13 protein-coding genes and 1 CRISPR repeat array are annotated in these 19,449 nt (G+C 45.0%); all 13 genes read left to right on the top strand.

Features of this window, described 5'->3' with window-relative positions; translation table 11 throughout:
• Positions 1–325 precede the first annotated feature (325 nt).
• A complete protein-coding gene (locus CKO12_RS12730) occupies positions 326–2,086 on the top strand; it encodes a TM1802 family CRISPR-associated protein (protein WP_200155110.1) in 1,761 nt (586 codons plus the stop codon).
• A 5-nt stretch (positions 2,087–2,091) separates the two neighbouring features.
• Positions 2,092–2,514 (top strand): DUF29 domain-containing protein, encoded by a 423-nt coding sequence (locus CKO12_RS12725; RefSeq protein WP_200155109.1) that lies wholly within the window; start codon positions 2,092–2,094, stop codon positions 2,512–2,514.
• 29 nt (positions 2,515–2,543) lie between these two features.
• The gene (gene cas7b, locus CKO12_RS12720) at positions 2,544–3,530 is read left to right on the top strand and encodes a type I-B CRISPR-associated protein Cas7/Csh2 (protein WP_200155108.1); all 987 of its coding nucleotides are present in this window, start codon (positions 2,544–2,546) and stop codon (positions 3,528–3,530) included.
• A gap of 2 nt (positions 3,531–3,532) precedes the next feature.
• Positions 3,533–4,249 carry a type I-B CRISPR-associated protein Cas5b gene (cas5b, locus tag CKO12_RS12715; RefSeq protein ID WP_200155107.1) on the top strand — a complete coding sequence of 239 codons (717 nt, stop codon included), beginning with the start codon at positions 3,533–3,535 and terminating at the stop codon, positions 4,247–4,249.
• Positions 4,215–6,554, top strand: coding sequence for a CRISPR-associated helicase Cas3' (cas3, locus tag CKO12_RS12710; RefSeq protein WP_200155106.1), 2,340 nt, complete (start codon positions 4,215–4,217; stop codon positions 6,552–6,554). The genes cas5b and cas3 (CKO12_RS12710) overlap by 35 nt, the downstream gene beginning before the upstream one ends.
• Before the next feature lie 83 nt (positions 6,555–6,637).
• Entirely contained in the window at positions 6,638–8,620 is a 1,983-nt protein-coding gene (locus tag CKO12_RS12705) for a TM1802 family CRISPR-associated protein (protein ID WP_200155105.1), read from the top strand.
• A gap of 5 nt (positions 8,621–8,625) precedes the next feature.
• On the top strand, positions 8,626–9,645 hold the full coding sequence (gene cas7b, locus CKO12_RS12700) for a type I-B CRISPR-associated protein Cas7/Csh2 (protein WP_200155104.1): 1,020 nt from the start codon (positions 8,626–8,628) through the stop codon (positions 9,643–9,645).
• 17 nt (positions 9,646–9,662) lie between these two features.
• Positions 9,663–10,382 carry a CRISPR-associated protein Cas5 gene (gene cas5 / locus CKO12_RS12695; RefSeq protein WP_200155103.1) on the top strand — a complete coding sequence of 240 codons (720 nt, stop codon included), beginning with the start codon at positions 9,663–9,665 and terminating at the stop codon, positions 10,380–10,382.
• Positions 10,379–12,721 (top strand): CRISPR-associated helicase Cas3', encoded by a 2,343-nt coding sequence (gene cas3, locus CKO12_RS12690; protein WP_200155102.1) that lies wholly within the window; start codon positions 10,379–10,381, stop codon positions 12,719–12,721. Before cas5 ends, cas3 (CKO12_RS12690) begins: the two co-directional genes overlap by 4 nt.
• Positions 12,709–13,404, top strand: coding sequence for a CRISPR-associated endonuclease Cas6 (locus CKO12_RS12685; RefSeq protein ID WP_200155101.1), 696 nt, complete (start codon positions 12,709–12,711; stop codon positions 13,402–13,404). Before cas3 (CKO12_RS12690) ends, CKO12_RS12685 begins: the two co-directional genes overlap by 13 nt.
• 33 nt (positions 13,405–13,437) lie before the next feature.
• Positions 13,438–14,475 carry a CRISPR-associated endonuclease Cas1 gene (cas1, locus tag CKO12_RS12680; protein ID WP_242466333.1) on the top strand — a complete coding sequence of 346 codons (1,038 nt, stop codon included), beginning with the start codon at positions 13,438–13,440 and terminating at the stop codon, positions 14,473–14,475.
• Complete coding sequence (gene cas2, locus CKO12_RS12675) at positions 14,468–14,743, top strand: CRISPR-associated endonuclease Cas2 (protein WP_242466332.1); 276 nt, start codon at positions 14,468–14,470, stop codon at positions 14,741–14,743. The genes cas1 and cas2 overlap by 8 nt, the downstream gene beginning before the upstream one ends.
• 7 nt (positions 14,744–14,750) lie before the next feature.
• A complete protein-coding gene (cas4, locus tag CKO12_RS12670; RefSeq protein ID WP_200155098.1) occupies positions 14,751–15,359 on the top strand; it encodes a CRISPR-associated protein Cas4 in 609 nt (202 codons plus the stop codon).
• A gap of 298 nt (positions 15,360–15,657) precedes the next feature.
• Positions 15,658–19,448: a CRISPR direct-repeat array (repeat unit 37 nt; unit sequence GTTGCAACGCTAAATCCAATACAACAAGGATTGAAAC).
• Position 19,449: the final 1 nt, after the last annotated feature.

Raw genomic sequence — 19,449 nt, 5'->3', positions numbered from 1 at the left:
CTGAGTGCCCAACCACTTGGGGATGTAGGGCGCGTTGGTGAATGTCCGTGATGACGGCCTGCAAAGCCTCTCGTGCTAAAAACAGCGGGTAGCTGCGTCGCGGAATATAATCATACGGTTCCTGACACGTATCAAAAAATTTACAGCTACGCAGGCTGGGCAGTGGTGATAAAAAACGTGAGCGTAAATAAAGACTTACGCAGTTGCGTCACTCATAAAACGCGGTTGCACCATCTTTTTGATCACTGCGACGCGCTGCTGCATTGAAAATAGTCACAGCACATCCGTTATAGCAGTAACAGCATGACTTTTGAGGGCACATGACATGTTTCAACGGTTATATGAATTGAGCCAATGTTTACCGCAACGGACGGATTGGGAACGCTTAAATGAAGGAATGCCAGCGAATTATGATCGCGGGTTGGCGCTGTGTTTTGGCGCTAATGGCGAATGGATGGGTGTTAAAACGTATAAAGGCAATGCAGGAGTGGTGTATCGCTCTGGCCCTTCAAATGGCACTGATTTTACGCCTTGCTGTAAATTAGCAGGAAATACTGCTAACCGATTAGCAAATACAGTTAAAGTGTTGTCTGATGTGTCAAAGCTGTCGGCAGAAAAGCGGCAGTGGTTAGTTGATAGTTTAGCAACATTTAATAATGCACAAGCCGATATTTGGGCAGAAGTTGAAGCAAAACGTAAAGATGCTGGCATTGATGATAAAACGCATCGCGGCTATGTTTACTGGGCAGATGCAGAAATGAATCCAGTGTATTCATGGACAGAAACCCATGCTGCAATGGTGGATTCCGCATTAGAAAAATTTGCAGATAAAGGCGGTGAACGTTTAAATGGCACCTGCGCGGTTTGCGGTCAAACAGACGTTAAAGTGTATGGCAATTATTCGGTATTAGCGTGTTATAACTTGAATAATCCGGGCAGTATTGCGGGCGGATTTAGCGCCAAGCAAGCACATCGTAATTTTCCGGTTTGCGGTGATTGTGCGCTTGCTATTGCAGAAACATTTACGCTGGCAGAAACACATTTTTCTAGCAGTATGGCGGGGCAAACGTATTTAATTCTGCCTTACAGCAATAGCGTTGAAGTGCGCAACGAATTACAGGCGCGGTTGCAAAGCCATCCTGACCGTTATTGTTTGAATAAAGCGCAAGATTTAGTCTCTGGTGAATTGGCGTTGATTGAAGAATTTGCGGAGTATGGCGATCAATTGGCATTGGCGTTGATTTTTTTCAAACAACAAAATGCTTCGTGGCGGGTGCAAGCGGAAGTGCAACAATTGTTACCCAGTCGATTACACGTTCTGCATGAGTCGGCACGAAAAATCAGCAAAGCTGCCGATTTAATCGCTGAAACAAAAACTGAACTGAAACCAGTAAACATTGGTGCGCTAACATTTAAGAACTTCTCCAGCGCCAGTGATAACGCAAGTGATGATACTTTGCGTAGTTGGTTGACCGCTTTGTTTTCTGGGCAAGCAATTGACCGACAGCATTTTATTCGTTGCTTGGTCGGTAAATTACTGGATACCGGCAAGCGCAATGTTGATTTATTGCATTGGATGACGCGCCATGCTTGGGGGCTTTATCGCTATGCGCTTTTAACCGAACTTGTCGTTTTGAATTCTATTCAGGAGCATTGTGCGATGTCTGAGATTATTCCGAATAGCGCCTATGGACGCTATATTAAAGAACATGCTGATTTTTTCCGTCGCCCCGAATTGATTGTCGCTTTTTTAACGGGTTGTTACGCTTCAACAGTCACATCAGTACAACGCAAAGAACGCGGTGCCGAACCGTTTGCTAAAAAGTTCATTGGGCGATTATTAACACAGTCGCAATTAAAACGCTTATATCGTGAAGGTCATAGTAAATTGGCGCAATACGGTAAATTGGGTTATGTCATCACTGGACTTGATCCTGATTTAGCCACTGCGTGGGTGGCTTGCGGTGATCTGTGGGCAATTAGTGATGAAGAAGCAACTTTCGCTTTTACCATTGGCTACAGTTTGGCTTATCGCATTAAACAACTGGATGGAAAAGATGATGCTGATGAAATTGAGGATGAATAAATACCATGACTGCGACACATTATAACGAAGACTTTTTTCTGTGGACGCAGCAGCAAGCCATGTTATTACGGCAGGGACAATTGAATGCCATTGATGCAGCAAATCTCGCTGAGGAAATTGACAGCATGGGCAAACGTGACCGCCGCGCCTTGACCAGTCATTTAGTCAATTTGTTGCTGCATTTACTCAAATGGGATTATCAACCGGAACGACGCGGCATTAGTTGGCAATTATCTATCCGTAATGCGCGGCAGGAAATCGAATTGATTTTGAATGACAGCCCCAGCCTGCGTCAGCAATTAGCCACGTTTGTTGAAATGGCTTATCCTATTGCAAGGCGTAACGCAGCAGATGAAACTCAATTACCATTGTTAAATTTTTCTGAACAGTGTTTATTGACAATCGAACAAATCATCAGCAACAATTAATCTGACTTTATCTCACGGAGATGAATCACATGACCACAATGACTAACCGCTCGGAAATCCTGTTTGTTTATGATGCTAAAGATTGCAATCCGAATGGCGATCCATTGGATGAGAACCGCCCGCGTACCGATCCCGAAACCGGCGAGGCAACTGTCAGCGATGTGCGCATTAAACGCACGGTGCGCGATTATTTATTGAGTTTGGAACCAGATGTTGAAAAGCGTTTGGCGGCTGGACGTGAGATTTTAATCCGCGATACGTTGAAAGCGAGTGGGCATTTATCTGAAGGCAAGGATCGTGCAGAACAGTTTTTAGCTGAGGCAATTAAAGGCAAGAAAACTGGTGAAGCAAAAAGGCAGGCATTGGAAACTGCGGTGACGCAGGGTTGTATTGATGCGCGATTGTTTGGTGCAACCTTGCCATTGGGTAAAGGTGAGCCGTCATTGCAATTGACCGGACCGGTGCAGTTTTCCGCATTTAATCGTTCATTGCATCGCGTGACGCCAACATTGGTACAGCAAACGGCAGCGTATGCGGGCAATGCAACAGCGAATCAAAAATCTTTTGCTGAACGCTGGTTATTACCGTATGCGTTAATTGCTGCGTATGGCGTGGCGAATGAAACGGCAGCGCAAACAACTGGTATAACGACCGAGGATTTTGAGTTGTTATTAAAAGGGTTGTGGCATGGTACGGCGGCGCTCAATACGCATTCTAAAATGGGACATGATCCGTTATTATTAGTCGTAGCCGATTATCAACCCGGTTATCGGCTCGGTGCATTGCCACGTCGTCTCAGTTTGAATAAAACTGTTGACGATACGGCGCTGCGTTCAACCCGTGATTTTCAATTAGATGTCGGTGAATTATTGACGGCGTGGTGCAATTACCCGCAATTGGTCAATTTGCGCGTCATGCAGGATACGCGCCTGCGTTGTGAAGCGAATGGTCAAACCGACTTATTTATTCAACTGGTGCAGCAGGTTCAATTGCCAGTTACAACGTTGTTTGTATAACCATGCGCACCCTGATCTTTGATATTTCCGGTGAATACGCGCTATTCAAAAAACCGTATTCGCCGATGAGTCCGGTCAGTTATCCATTACCACCGCCGCCAACGGTTTTGGGAATACTTGGCGCGGTGTTGGGATATGACAAAACGAATTATCACCAGCGTCTTAATTATGAAAACGTGCGTATTGGTGTGGCGCTGCGCCAGCCCACTCGCGTCTATCGCGCCGCGCTTAATTTGCTGCAAACCAAAACGGGTACCGACAGTTTTTTTCGCCCATTGGCCGCAGAAAATACCCATACGCAGGTGCCGTGCGAGTTCCTGCGCCAGCCAGAATTTCGCTTGTATATCAGTGGTTTAGAGACTGAAATTGCCGATGATTTAGCGGCGCGGCTGCAAACCGGGCGCAGCGCCTACACGGTGACGCTCGGCTGGGCGAATTGTTTCGCCGAGCTGACGTGGGTTGGTGAGGCGACGGCGCAGCCGCTCGTGGCGAATGAATGGCAAGCGGCAACGGCGGTGCCACTCGCGGCGGGCGTGCAGATTCATTATGACGACCGGCGGCGTTATCACCGGCAGCGTATTCCGGTGGTGATGAATGGCGAGCGCATCGTCAGTCGTTATCAGGAAATCGTGCTGGCTGAAGACGGACAATCCATTCGTGGTCACGGCGGCGCAGGAGTGCTGTATGCCATTGATTCCACAACCATTGCCTTTCTCTGACACCTTCGCCCATCCCGCTGATCCACTGCCTGCCCACTTAGAACGCGTTGCCCAACGCGCTGCCGCCAGCATCGCCCCAACTGCTGGCGCAGACATCCGCGCCATCGCTCGCGTTGCCGGATTATTTCACGATCTCGGCAAAGCAACCCCTTGGTTTCAAAAGTATTTATTGCACGGCGGCACACGCTCGCCGTTGAGCAATCACGCCGAATTGGGCGCGTTATTGGTCTGGTGGTATAGCGCCGGGCTGGATTGGCCACTTTGGCAACGTTTGGCAGTATTCGTTGCAATACGACGCCATCACGGGGCGCTGACTTTTCAAGCGTGGCCGGTATTGTTGGAGCAGATGCGGATGGCGGTGCGCAAGGATGACCATCCGCTGCACCGGCAACTAAATGTGCTTGATTTTGCTGGCATTCACGCTTGGTTGCTGACGGTTGCCGCGCAACAGCCGGATTTGGCGCTGACACTGGAACCGTTGACAGCGGAAACGGTGCTGGCGCGGCTGCGGGATCGGCAGGTTGGTGGTTCAAAATTGCGCGTTGCATATCAAACACTTAGCGAAGCGTTGGCGACATTAGCCGGTTTTGGAGCGCTATTGGCAATGGATAAAACAGATGCCGCGCTGGCCGGTGTGCAAATAGCGCGACAGGCGCTACCGGCGGATGCGGTAACGGTTTATCAACAGCAACAAAAGCACAAATCGTATTCATCTCTCAATTCACGTCGTGACCAAATCGCTACTACCGTTGCGCAAACATGGCTGGCGCATCTCAACCAACATCTATTCACTTTAACTGCGCCTACTGGCGCGGGTAAAACACTCACCATTCTCCATGCCGCATTACAAATCCGAGCACAATTAGCACAACAGAATGGTGTAGCACCGCGCATCATTTATTGCCTGCCATTTACTTCAGTGATTGATCAAAATCATGCCGTATTTCGCGCTGTTTTGCAAGCTAACGGCATTAAAGATCGTGAGAATATTTTACTAAAACATCATCATCTCACCGACGCGATATTTCGCACTGAAGAAGCCGAATATCAAGCTGATGGCGCTGGACAACTATTAACAGAAACGTGGCAAAGTGAATTAGTGGTCACGACGTTTCACCAACTGCTGCATTCATTACTCAGTCCGCGCAATGCCAATTTGAAACGCGCTGGACAACTGACTGGTGCCATTATTTTACTGGATGAAGTGCAATCCATTCCACTGCGCTATTGGGAAACAGTACGGCAGTTATTGCTTGCAGCGGCGCACAGTTATGACACGCGCTTTGTATTATTAACGGCAACGCGCCCGTTAATTTTTCAAGCCGGTGATGCAGTGGAATTGTTACCTGACTACGCCACGCATTTTCAGGCAATGAGTCGCACGCGATTAGTGGCGCATCATCAACAGCCGTTGTTGTTAGATAAATTTTCTCAACAGCTCACCACGGCATTAAAAATTGAGCGTCGCGCTACGTTAGTCATAGTAAACCGGCGTCAATCGGTGCGCACACTGTTTGATGCGGTGCATGGCGCGTTTCCAGAGCGACCAGTCATTGCTCTTTCAACCAGTTTGACGCCATTAGATCGGCGGGTGCGTATTCGCTTGATGCAACGCTTATTGCGACAAAATCAGCCGCTGATTGTTGTCACTACGCAATTGATAGAAGCAGGCGTTGATGTGAGTTTTCCACTGGTGCATCGTGAATTGGCACCGTTAGATTCAATTATTCAATCCGCCGGACGTTGCAATCGTCATAATGAATACAGCGCAGCAGGTGAAGTGCATCTGTGGCATTTGCAAGCAATGAAAGCAGATGGAAGTGTGGGTGAATCGTTATGGCGACATGTTTATGACAGCGCGTTAATTGAAGTGACAACGGAAACGCTTGGCGCTGCACAGCAATATGAAGAAGCAGATTTTTTGCAATTGAGTCAAGCGTATTTTCACGGCTGTCGAATGCGACAAGATCAAAAACGGGTTGATGTGCAATTACAAGCAGGCGATTTCATTGGCGTTGAGAAAGCATTTCAGCTCATTGAAGAATTACCAACCGTTGCGGTTTTTATTGTACAAAATGAGCGCGATCAAGAATTGTGGGAACGCTACTGCGCTATTCGAGAAGATGCGGCACTGACACCAGCACAACAGCAACAACAGTTTCGCACTTTCAAACGTGCTTTTTATGAGCGAGTGATTCAAGTATATGCGCGATCCCGCGATGAGTTGAATAAAAACGAGGTGCAATATCTAAAAGCAACGCCAACGACTTATACGCGCCAAGTAGGGTTTATTGGTTTTCCATAGATTTTTAATGGCCATTTGATAAAGCATATTCCCACGTTAGCGCATGGGAATAATCAAAAAAGCATCTTACGAGGTCAATCACGATGTTAGCAGCCATGCGGGAATTAGCGTTATTAGATTTGAATGTGCGATGCAAACAAACTGGGCTCAATTTGAGCGCAATTCGTGAGAAGCATGGAGAATATCTTACACCGCTGCTTGTAGAAGATTCTGAAAAAACCGCAATTGTGTATTTATTGCAATCTATAAGTGAACAGCCCGGCGTGGTGAAACTGTGGAGTGAAGAAGTTACTCCTGTTAAAGCACAAAAACTTCCTTTTGTGATGTCACGAGTTGCGGCATTTGGTCCAATAATGAAGCGGACTTTTCAGAATGGTGAGCAGGGACCTACATTAAATACACAAGGACTGACTGAAAAAAGTTTTGCCGAGCGCGGTCAACAGAATACACGGTGGGCTGCTTATTTCAGAGAAATGCACAACACACTTTTTTGCAGTCACATGCTAGTTTTTGCAGATCAATCTTATTCTATTGGTGCAGGGCAAATTGATCCGCATGTTTTAGCGGCAGCGATTCGGTTAATTCCAGAAAAGAAAACAGTATTTCTCGCAGTACTTGATTCAGTAGGGCGCTGGCCAGGTGAATGCAGTGAATATCACGCGTATCTTTCACAAACATTAGCTAATAAATACATCACTAGCTCGGCTCAAGCATATAACCATGCACATTGTCCGTTGTGCGGTGCAACGGACGTGACGCTATATCCCAATCTGCGCGGCACTGGCATTAACTTTTCTAATATGGATCGCATTGGCGCATTTCCGAATTTAGACGTGAAACAGGGATGGAAAAGTTATGGCTTGTGTTTAGATTGTGCCGATCTATTGTATGTTTTCAAAAATCACCTTTTGACACAGCAATTTACTGGATTCGTTGCGGGTGATAAGGCGCTGTTGTTACCCAGTTTGCTTGGTAATTCAGACGGTCGGCGACAATTTTTGATTGATTGGCGCAAATATATCAACGCCATTAATGATGCTGGAAACAAGATTGGTTCACATGAAAACGATTTATTAGATTTCGTCCGTGATCGAGATGACTCGCAAGTAGTGGTGCATATTTTATGGGCAACGTTTGGACAAGTCGTTGATGATGTGCGTGGTGTGGTGACTGATATTTTACCGTCACGCTTGCGCGAACTGAGCAAAATCAATCGCGATTTAAATCATTGGCAACATCCGCTCGCACCACGTTATCCATTGGAGGATGCAACTTTTGATCTGAATCTGACGCTGTTATTGGCATTACTTAAACGTCCCGGTGGAAAACGTGCCGCAAAAGCGAATGATAGTAGTCAATTGTTTGCAATAAAACGGCAATTGGTGGAAGCAATTTATCACGGTGTACCACTCGGCACAGCAACGGCTGGATTATGGCGTGAATTGCTGATTACTGCACGCTGGCGGCTTGATGATATTGCTGATTCTGGTAATTTTGGTGGTTTACTATATGAGGGTTATAGCGACAAGGGCAATAAAAAAATCCATTATTGGACGCTTGCTGGGTGGATGAAACATCTAGCGCGGTTACTTTATTATCTTGATTCAATTGGAGTCTTACCGATGGCAGCACCGAATACTGAACCATTACACTTTGAACCGAGTTTAGCGGCACTCAAGCCCTATTTTCAATCTGGCTCTGGTTTGAATACGCGTGAAAAAGCCTTTACGTTTTTATTGGGCATTTTGTACGGCAAGGTATTACAGGTACAGGCGGCGCGTGGTGTGAATGTTGCGTCTAATGCGCTTACTTGGTTAAAACGATTAAATCTTGATGGGCGCGATTTACCTGAGTTGTATTGCAAAATTCGGGAGAAGTTATTGAATTATGGAGTAGAAGCCAGTGCTGACGTGCGGGCGATTGTGCAAGATTTAGGGCGACTCGGTGGACAATCAATTGGCGATACCATTGGGCTTGACCAAACTGTGACCTGTTATTTTTTATTGCTTGGTCAATCAATTACGGTTGACGTGCTACCTTCCAAAATTAAGACAACTGAGGAGTAATCACGATGACAACAACACTCACTTCCCGCCGTGAAATTTTGTTTTTGTATGACATTCGCATGGGCAATCCGAATGGCGATCCTGATGAAAATCGGCCGCGCAGTTTACCGGATGGGCGCTTTTATGTGACTGATGTGCGCTTAAAACGATTTGCCCGTGATTATTGGGCGATGTTGGGTCGGGATATTTTAGTCGGCAATATCGAGGGACGCACCACGAATTTAACTGGTCGGGTGGCGCATTATTTGAATAAGATCGGCAAAGATAAAGCCGATGGTGAAGAATTGGTCAACATTCTGCTGGATAGTTTTATTGATGCGCGGTGTTTTGGTTCTTCATTGGCTTTTAAGGGTCAGAAGGAAGAGGATAGCGGTGAAGTCACAGAACAGTCTGATGATTTTTCGCTTGATACCAAACCCGCGAAGGGCAATAAAAAGAAACCAACGGAATGGAAACCCAAACCAGTTCCGAAGACTTTAACTGGTGCGGTGCAATTTAATATGGGTGAAGTGCTGCATGATGCAGAAGAGATTCAGATTCAAGGCACATCAGTTTTTGGCAGTGATGAAGAAAAGGCGCAGGGTACGTTTACCAATTACGCAGCGCTGCGTTATGCCTTGATTGCGTTTCATGGGGTGGCGAATGAACACTCGGCGCAGAAATCACGTTTGAGTGATGCGGATTACAATGATGTGTTGTTGGCGTTGTGGAATGGGGTACGCTCGGCGGGGAATACGCGCACGAAAATTGGTCAGGTACCGCGTTTATTGGTGTCTATTGAATACCAACCCGGTGAAGAATTCCAATTTGGCAATTTGATGGATTATGTGAAGTTGCAAGCAAGTGGTGATAAACCTGAACGTGCTTGGTCATCTCCAGATGATTACTGCGTGGATTTATCGCGGTTATTAACCCGTATTGATGCGCAACGCTCGCGGATTGCCCAAGTACGCTATGAGGTGTCACCTGATGTGACGTTTGCGAGTGGATTGCCGAATGAATGGCTGGCGCTCGGTTTTGATTAAGCAGCGGGCATAATGCTATGGACATCCTCAGTGTCAATTGGTCGGCTAAATACGGTCACTTTCTCCGCGCCGAGGCAAATGTCAATGCTCTCACCTACCCCGTGCCACCGCGCACGGTAGTATTGGGATTAGTCGCCGCCATTTTAGGATTAGAAAAAGATGCGTTGGCGACTGAATTGGCAGAATTAAATGTTGCGATAAGTGGCGCATTGCCGGCGCGATTTTGGCATCGGGTCAAGTTGCGTAAAGACCCACCCAATACACTGCCTTGGGAAGTGAAACGCAATCAACGCGGAAGTGAATCACCAGCATCAGAAAAAGCGGCGTTACATCGGCAAGAGTGGCTATTAAAACCGCGCTATCAATTGCAGTTAGCGTGGCCAACACAACCGGCACGTTTTAATGAATTGGTGGAGCGGATTAAACAACGGCGCTGGTATTTTAATCCGTGTATGGGGTTATCAGAATTGTTGAGTGATGTGGAGTTTGTTGCATATGAATCAGCAACCTCATTACCATTTGGGCGCTATCTCGTGCAGGGTGTGTGTCCGGCAGAACAGGTGCAATTGATTACCGAGGATAAATTGGGAGTGCATTTATTGCGGCTGCCACGTCAGGTGAGCGCCACTCGCGTATTCAGTCATGCACCTTATTTTCTCGAACATCGCGGGCAACCGTTTACAGTTGAAACGGCGGTTGCATGGCAAACTCAGCAATGGACAGGAGTGTTTTTATGAGTGAAATGCCGCTGTTGTCGCATCCAACGTTGTTATTAACGCAACATATTGAACAGGTGAATATAGCAGCGACATTTTTATTCAATACCCATTCGGAAAAAGTCCGCACTCAACGCCCAGAGACGGCAGCGGTATTAACTGCATTAGTTCGTGGGCATGATCTTGGTAAAGGCAGTCCAGCTTTTCAAAGCTATATCCGCAATCCCGAAAAATATCGCGGTGATTATCGCGCTAAAGAACATTCAGCATTGTCGGCAGCATTAACGTTATTATGGGCGCGTCAACAACAGTTGGCACCACTCACTATTTTAGCTTTAACGCAAGCGATTGCAGGTCATCATGCTGGTTTTGCTACGCTGGAGTATTTAGAAAATCGGCTGCGTCTTGATGACGATGATCCACTCTTAACGCAATGGGAACAATTGAATTATACGGCATTATCTCATGCCAGCGGTTTAGAATTCACTGAGATTGAGGGTGAATTTGAAGATGCGCGGCGGTGGTTATTTCGTCGCCAAGATATTGCAGAAAAACTACACGCTTTATCAACTGAGGAAGCAGTGCATTTTCGGTTATGGACACAGTTTATTTTCTCGCTGTTATTAGAAGCGGATAAAGCTTTTTTAGCGTTGAGTCAAGAAAATACCCAGCGTTATCTGCAAGTTGCACGTCCGGCGTTATCGCCAGAATGCGTGACTAAACGTATTACTGACTTAACAACAACGCCGCTGGACGATTTGCGGCAACAATTGCGCTCGCAACTCACCGCTAATATCAATCACGCAGATCATTATTGCACTTTAACCTTGCCGACTGGTACAGGTAAAACGTTATTGGCTGCGAGTTGGGCATTCGCGCAACGAGAACAGATGGCGCAAACAGGCGTTGCACCGCGTATTATTATTGCGCTGCCGTTTCTTTCTATTGTTGACCAAACAGAAAAAGAATATCGTGAGTTGCTAGGTATAGATGTCAATCATACTGTGCAATCTGATCTTTTATTATCTAGTCATTCGCTATCTCAACGTGAGTATGAATGGGAAGGTGAAAAACTCGGCACGTCTTATACGCGGTTTTATTTAGATACTTGGCGTTCTGAAATCATTGTTACCACCTTTGACCAATTATTGCTGGCGCTGTTATCGCCGCGCACTAAGCATCAAATGCGCCATCATGTGTTAATGGATGCGGTGATTATTTTGGATGAAGTGCAAACGCTGCCGTGTCAATTGTGGGATGTTGTGGATCATGTATTGCGCGGGTTGACGATAGAAGGTAATAGCCGCGTGTTGTTAATGTCGGCAACGCAACCAGCGTTATTAACGGGTGCGCAGGAATTGGCGGGAGATGCTGCACAAATTACTGCAATTTTCAATCAGTTTAATCGTTATCAACTCATTTTTCGGCATCGTGACATGCAGTGCATTGATGATTTTATTGCTGAGTTGTTGCCGCGTTTAGGCAATTGGCAAGTAAATGGGCAGCGGGTGTTAATTACGCTAAATACTCGTGCGAGTGCAAAGATTATTTGGCACACTGTGCGGACGCATTTAGCAGACACAACGCCGGTTTATTTAATCACTGCTGATGTGACGCCGAATGATCGCATCATTAAAATTGACGCGATTAAAGCCTTATCAATAGGAAAGCCGTGTGTTGTGGTTTCTACGCAGACAATTGAAGCGGGCGTGGATATTGATATGGATATTGTGATTCGTGATTTTGCGCCATTGGATGCGCTGATTCAGATTGCGGGACGTTGCAATCGTAATAATCGTTTAGGTGAGCAGGGTGGTCAGGTGGAAATTGTGTCATTGACTAACACAAAAGAGCAGGCTTACGCTAAAATGATTTATGATGCGGTGTTGTTAGATATTACGCGCGAAGTATTGGCGCAACAACCAGAACAATTGAGTGAAAAAGCTGCGTTTGGTTTAGGTCAAGCATATTTTGATTTAGTGAAAGCGCGTAAAAGTACTGGTGCTGAAATTACTCGCGCTTTTGCATATTGGGAAGAGATGCCAGACATACAAACCTTGTTGCGAGGACGTATTCAACAGATCAGTTTTTTAGTGTTGAATGCGCAAGAACAATGGCTGCTGGTTAAATTAAAGGCAGCTCTGGATATCACGGAGCGTTGGGATCGCCGCGAGGCGTTACGCGCATTAGCGGGTGAATTACAACGGCGGACAGTGACAGTTTATGCGCGTCCAACATTTCATCCCGAAGATTATGCGCAGTTAGTCGGTGCGTTTTGGGTATTAAAAACGGGTTACTATCACCCTGATAGTGGTTTAGATTTAGGCGACGATGAGGATTTAACGACATGTTTCTTTTAGCGACTATTCCTTGTTCACAAGTTGAATTACATTGGGATCATGCGGTACCAGGTGCGACCGAAATACGCACCCGGCAATTGCGCGGTGCCTTGGGAACTGCTTTTAATGATGATGCTTTTTTTCATCAACATGATCCAGTAACAGGTAAACCTTTATATCGTTATCCGCGTATTCAATATCGGTGGCGCAATGGATATGGTGTGGTGGTAGGATGGGGTGAAGCAGCCAGCCGGTTATTAGCATTGCCGTGGTTTGATTTATTGCTTCGGCTTGGTGATGAACGGGTGATGGTGAGTGATGCGGCGTTGACTTTAACGCAAAGTCAATTTGCTGTTGGTGATCAGTTAACGCATTATCAGTTAAAAACTCCAGCGTTGTTATTTAATCAAGATAATTATCGACGCTATCAACCACTAACTGCACAGGAACAGACAGTGGAGCAGGAGCGATTGTTGGTTGCTGGATTATTGACAGCAATGCGCGGGTTAGATGTCACTTTTAATCAACGGCTTTATGCTGCTTTTTTGAATACAAAAAAACAAACTTGCCACTATAAAGGTGAGTCATTGTTTGGGTTAAGTGGTACCTTTGTGACTAATGCTGTTTTGCCTAGTGGTTTTGCATTTGGGCATGGCGTGAGTCATGGGTTCGGGGAGTTGGTTACTATGAATGGCTCAGTATAATAAACATTTCAACGAACAGATTTTTTAAAGAGAATGATTATGAACTTGGTACTTAACACGTTTGGAACGTATTTGCATCGTGACGGTGAGATGTTTGTAATTAACATCAAGAACGAAAAAGATGAGAACAAAAAAAGAGAGGTTTCAGCGCGTAAGGTGCGTTCTATTTTGATTACAACAGGAGCGGCTCTTTCGACAGATGCAATTCGGTTAGCAATTGAAAGGAATATCGATATTGTGTTTATGAATTCATTTGGTGAACCTTATGGACGAGTTTGGCATGGGCGGCCAGGATCAACAACGGCAATTCAGCGTGAGCAATTGCGGCTGGCGGATACAGAACGTGGTGTCGGTTTTGCGCGTAGTTGGATGACGCGCAAATTAGATAACCAACTGCTTTTTTTACAGGAAGCGCGATCACGGCGAACTCGGTTGCATTCAGTGCTGACGGAAAAAATTGAGGCGTTATCAGTATCGAGACAATCAATTGATGCGCTAACAGGGAGTACATTAGATGATATTCGCGGTACGTTGATAGGGTTTGAAGGAAGGGCGGGGCGGACGTATTGGGAAGCGATCAGTTTGTTGATGCCAGATCAATTTAAGTTTGATGGTCGTTCACGCAATCCTGCAAAAGATGAATTTAATTGCTTGTTGAATTATGCTTATGGTGTGTTATATAGCATTGTTGAGCGGGCTTGTGTCATCGCTGGAATTGATCCTTACGTTGGTTTTGTACATACCGATCACTATCAAAAGAAGTCTTTTGTTTTTGATTTGGTCGAGTGTTACCGTATTTGGGCAGATCACGCTGTGGTGAGTTTATTTTCTACGCGTAAGGTAAATATGGAGTTATTTGATTCTTTACAAAACGGGTTACGTTTGAATAAAACTGGTAAAGAGCTTTTAATAAGTGTTTTTGATGCTTATCTTGATGAGATTGTTCAATATCGCGGTCGCAATATCAAACGACGCGATACGGTGCAGTTTGATTGCCATCATTTAGCAAATGAGTGGATTGGGAGAGTAGATGGTGAAGACTACGGAAACATTAGTTTGGATTATGTATGACGTTGTTGAAAATAAGCCGCGTACTAAAATTGCTAAACATTGCAAGGAAGCCGGCTTATATCGCGTCCAAAAATCAGTTTTTTTAGGCACCGTTGAGCGTAATCGACTTGATGAGTTACGGTTAAACATTGAGTCTTTAACTAACGATGATGTTGATTCAGTTTACATTTTCCCAATGTGTGAGCATGATTTCAAAAAAGTGATTTTGTTGGGACAGGCATTTGACAAAAAATTGGTTACTAACGAAATACTTTCTCTGTTTATGTGAGTATAAAATGGCTCATTTGCTTGTTGATGATGAATTCACTCCAATGATAACGCCAACAGAAGTTGTGGAGCATGTGTACTGCCCGCGCTTTACTTGGTTTATGAATGTTCAACATATTCCACAACATGAAGAAACGCGCTCTAAGGTATTAAAAGGGCGAGAGGTACATCAACGGCGGGCAACTGAAAATCGTGACTATTTACGACGTAAAATTGGGGCGACAAAACGTGAGATTGAAGTGTATTTGGCGTCGCCAAAGTTGCGCTTGAGAGGTATTGTAGACGAGGTGCTATGGCTAAAAGATGGAACAATGGCGGCTTTAGATTATAAATTTACTGAGTCGCGTCAATCTGCTTTTAAGACGCATGAAACTCAGATTATTCTTTATTCTATGTTAATTCAAGAAATTTATGGGCAACCTGTTGAACGTGGTTTTGTTGCTTATGTGCGAGATGGTAGTCAGTTGTTGGAGGTGGCAGTGAATAACAGTGCGATTTCAAAAGCAAAGAAGTTGGTTGAAGATATTTTTGTTGTGTTGCAAACTGAGCGATTACCAGCGCGAACTTCTTCAAAATTACGTTGCGGTGATTGTTGTTACCGGAATATCTGTGTGTAGGCTGTAACATGATATTGCTATTCTTGGTAAGTGGGGCTAAACTGTTTTCCGGTGGCAACGCTGAATCCCAATATAACAAGGATTCAAACAAACAGATTTGCTGGCGAAAAATTATCAGCGCAGTTGGCAACGAAGCTCATAAGTCGTTGATTTTATGAATTAAAAATCCAGAAAAATGATGTAGAACATGGCTAAAATTTGCGTTTTTGGCGGCAAAATGCGGGAGAAACTGACAAAAAAGAGAGTAGAAAAATTTCGTCAACTTGATGATTTTGAAGGCTTTTAGGTAAAAATGCAGGTTGCAACGCTAAATCCAATACAACAAGGATTGAAACCTTATAAAAAACCGGAGATGCCTTCGGGATTAACGGGGTTGCAACGCTAAATCCAATACAACAAGGATTGAAACCATCAATAGTCAACGACATCATCGGGCGGCTCCTCAGGTTGCAACGCTAAATCCAATACAACAAGGATTGAAACCACTGACGTTTGATCGCGTAACGATTTCCAGACCCGGTTGCAACGCTAAATCCAATACAACAAGGATTGAAACATTCATCGGCGATGGACGCCAATTCAATACGCCGGGTTGCAACGCTAAATCCAATACAACAAGGATTGAAACATCATCTTAGTGGCGCTCCAGCACTATTGAATTAAAGGTTGCAACGCTAAATCCAATACAACAAGGATTGAAACCCGAAGTGCTCAATGCCATTCCGAACAAAAGCAACGGTTGCAACGCTAAATCCAATACAACAAGGATTGAAACGTAAACCGCGCAATAGCGCAGCTAACCATGCTCTTGGTTGCAACGCTAAATCCAATACAACAAGGATTGAAACACCGCTTTCACAAGCGCCAGTCGCGCCAGTTGGCGCGGGTTGCAACGCTAAATCCAATACAACAAGGATTGAAACTCATTGAATGCGGCAGCCACCGCCTCTTGTCCGTTCGCGTTGCAACGCTAAATCCAATACAACAAGGATTGAAACGTAAATGCCCGTGCTAAATCCCAGTCTTCACTAGTGTTGCAACGCTAAATCCAATACAACAAGGATTGAAACATCAACCGTCGGCGCATTATCTGATAGTTCTCGGCGTTGCAACGCTAAATCCAATACAACAAGGATTGAAACGCTAATGCTGTATGGCACTCCGGCGCTGCCGCCATTGTTGCAACGCTAAATCCAATACAACAAGGATTGAAACCAGCCAGCGCGTTTACTGCGCCAGCATCAACATCTGGTTGCAACGCTAAATCCAATACAACAAGGATTGAAACCAGTTGACGCCGAGCGCATCAAAACATTGCGCTTGAAGTTGCAACGCTAAATCCAATACAACAAGGATTGAAACGGAAAAAAAGGCACTGCCGCGTCGGCGGCCTTCTCGCGTTGCAACGCTAAATCCAATACAACAAGGATTGAAACCAACGGCGCTGCGTAAACCACGACCGGAAGTGACGGTGTTGCAACGCTAAATCCAATACAACAAGGATTGAAACCTGATTTTGCACTTGCAACGCTTGTCCGCCACAAATAGTTGCAACGCTAAATCCAATACAACAAGGATTGAAACAGTGTCCTGATTTTAGCATAAACCTGACAAAATCAAGTTGCAACGCTAAATCCAATACAACAAGGATTGAAACTTCAAAGCAGCGCGTACCACCGCTGAAACAATAAAAAAGTTGCAACGCTAAATCCAATACAACAAGGATTGAAACTATCGCATTCTACGGGCATATCTATAGGCGGGTAACAGGTTGCAACGCTAAATCCAATACAACAAGGATTGAAACTAAGATTTGCGCGGATGAAAAAATCCGCGCAATTGTGTTGCAACGCTAAATCCAATACAACAAGGATTGAAACTAAGATTTGCGCGGATGAAAAAATCCGCGCAATTGTGTTGCAACGCTAAATCCAATACAACAAGGATTGAAACTAGACAATGAAACAACGCAAAATCCCGTTATTGCAGAGTTGCAACGCTAAATCCAATACAACAAGGATTGAAACTCTGTGTCAGATGACGGCGTGACCGGCACCGTGACGGCGTTGCAACGCTAAATCCAATACAACAAGGATTGAAACTTGATGGACGGATCGCTACCGAGCGCGGCAATGATGGTTGCAACGCTAAATCCAATACAACAAGGATTGAAACATCCCGCACCTGATGCGCTTTGGTACTTTCAGACGTTGTTGCAACGCTAAATCCAATACAACAAGGATTGAAACGTAATTGCTCGCACACAGAATCCACACGTTGTTAGGGGTTGCAACGCTAAATCCAATACAACAAGGATTGAAACGTGGTGCGAGAAAGAAAAGCACTTCAACCCATTAACCGTTGCAACGCTAAATCCAATACAACAAGGATTGAAACCATTGAAATTAGAACGTCGCGCCCGTGCTAATGCTGTGTTGCAACGCTAAATCCAATACAACAAGGATTGAAACTTAGTCATTGTCTTGATCCTATGGTTACGAAAAGGGCGTTGCAACGCTAAATCCAATACAACAAGGATTGAAACCGCGTGTAAATCCGCCGATAGCGGGCACAGCAGCTTGTTGCAACGCTAAATCCAATACAACAAGGATTGAAACATAGCGCGACGCGCCGTTAAGCAGTGTTTCATTCATCGTTGCAACGCTAAATCCAATACAACAAGGATTGAAACCACGCTGCAATCAAAACCTATGCCGCTGAAAACCGCGTTGCAACGCTAAATCCAATACAACAAGGATTGAAACCATCCGATTCAACCACCACCGGTGGTGCGGATTTGCGTTGCAACGCTAAATCCAATACAACAAGGATTGAAACAATTGTCGTAAACCTTACAACGTGCTACAATGCGGCGTTGCAACGCTAAATCCAATACAACAAGGATTGAAACAAATGTGACCATACACTGAAAATTCACTGATAAGAGGTTGCAACGCTAAATCCAATACAACAAGGATTGAAACAGCGACCTTTATTAAAATCAACGGGTTACAAGCGAAAGTTGCAACGCTAAATCCAATACAACAAGGATTGAAACACTGATAACAAACGAGATGCGAGGCGAGACAATGAAGTTGCAACGCTAAATCCAATACAACAAGGATTGAAACGAGATGAAGCGGAGGCGTTATGAGTGACGTGCGCACGAGTTGCAACGCTAAATCCAATACAACAAGGATTGAAACGCGACTTGGGGCGCATAGCCAATGATGCTGGTGACTTGGTTGCAACGCTAAATCCAATACAACAAGGATTGAAACATAACGCAATCCTAACCTTGCGCGATTTACAAGACGTGTTGCAACGCTAAATCCAATACAACAAGGATTGAAACCAGCCCAAATCGCACGCGCAACGCGATCCGCGTTAATGTTGCAACGCTAAATCCAATACAACAAGGATTGAAACCAGACGAATAGGCAAGGCGTGGGCACTCGGCGATACCGTTGCAACGCTAAATCCAATACAACAAGGATTGAAACTCGGCAGTGAAGAAGGGAACTGTCCCCTGCGAGACCGTTGCAACGCTAAATCCAATACAACAAGGATTGAAACACAAGTTCGGGATCACTGGACGGAACTGGCAACGGCGTTGCAACGCTAAATCCAATACAACAAGGATTGAAACCTGACAAAGCATATGATGACGCTGCTGCAATAAGCGAGTTGCAACGCTAAATCCAATACAACAAGGATTGAAACAATCCGCGCAGGTGACGCGATACGAAGCGCGGCAAGCGTTGCAACGCTAAATCCAATACAACAAGGATTGAAACCAAAACTAGCGCGTCATTATCCCATGTAAAAGAGTTGCAACGCTAAATCCAATACAACAAGGATTGAAACACACTTGCGAGTGTCAATTATTTTAGACAATAAAAAGGGTTGCAACGCTAAATCCAATACAACAAGGATTGAAACTGTATTGTGCGGGTGATATGTCAGCATACATATTTGTTGCAACGCTAAATCCAATACAACAAGGATTGAAACTCAGAATGAAAGAAGACCATACAGTAGAATACAAACAAGTTGCAACGCTAAATCCAATACAACAAGGATTGAAACC

This window comes from Chromatium okenii, assembly GCF_016583745.1.
In the GTDB taxonomy this organism is placed as follows: domain Bacteria; phylum Pseudomonadota; class Gammaproteobacteria; order Chromatiales; family Chromatiaceae; genus Chromatium; species Chromatium okenii.
Note: the sequence above shows the minus strand (reverse complement) of the source record. Positions and strands in the feature narration are given on the sequence as shown.

Bases quoted from the DNA above. Each gene is read 5' to 3' on its own strand.
- CKO12_RS12685 (WP_200155101.1), top strand. From the start codon at position 12,709: ATGTTTCTTTTAGCGACTATTCCTTGTTCACAAGTTGAATTACATTGG.
- CKO12_RS12705 (WP_200155105.1), top strand. From the start codon at position 6,638: ATGTTAGCAGCCATGCGGGAATTAGCGTTATTAGATTTGAATGTGCGA.
- cas3 (WP_200155102.1), top strand. From the start codon at position 10,379: ATGAGTGAAATGCCGCTGTTGTCGCATCCAACGTTGTTATTAACGCAA.
- cas7b (WP_200155104.1), top strand. From the start codon at position 8,626: ATGACAACAACACTCACTTCCCGCCGTGAAATTTTGTTTTTGTATGAC.
- cas7b (WP_200155108.1), top strand. From the start codon at position 2,544: ATGACCACAATGACTAACCGCTCGGAAATCCTGTTTGTTTATGATGCT.
- CKO12_RS12725 (WP_200155109.1), top strand. From the start codon at position 2,092: ATGACTGCGACACATTATAACGAAGACTTTTTTCTGTGGACGCAGCAG.
- cas3 (WP_200155106.1), top strand. From the start codon at position 4,215: ATGCCATTGATTCCACAACCATTGCCTTTCTCTGACACCTTCGCCCAT.
- cas4 (WP_200155098.1), top strand. From the start codon at position 14,751: ATGGCTCATTTGCTTGTTGATGATGAATTCACTCCAATGATAACGCCA.
- cas2 (WP_242466332.1), top strand. From the start codon at position 14,468: ATGTATGACGTTGTTGAAAATAAGCCGCGTACTAAAATTGCTAAACAT.
- cas1 (WP_242466333.1), top strand. From the start codon at position 13,438: ATGATTATGAACTTGGTACTTAACACGTTTGGAACGTATTTGCATCGT.
- cas5 (WP_200155103.1), top strand. From the start codon at position 9,663: ATGGACATCCTCAGTGTCAATTGGTCGGCTAAATACGGTCACTTTCTC.
- CKO12_RS12730 (WP_200155110.1), top strand. From the start codon at position 326: ATGTTTCAACGGTTATATGAATTGAGCCAATGTTTACCGCAACGGACG.
- cas5b (WP_200155107.1), top strand. From the start codon at position 3,533: ATGCGCACCCTGATCTTTGATATTTCCGGTGAATACGCGCTATTCAAA.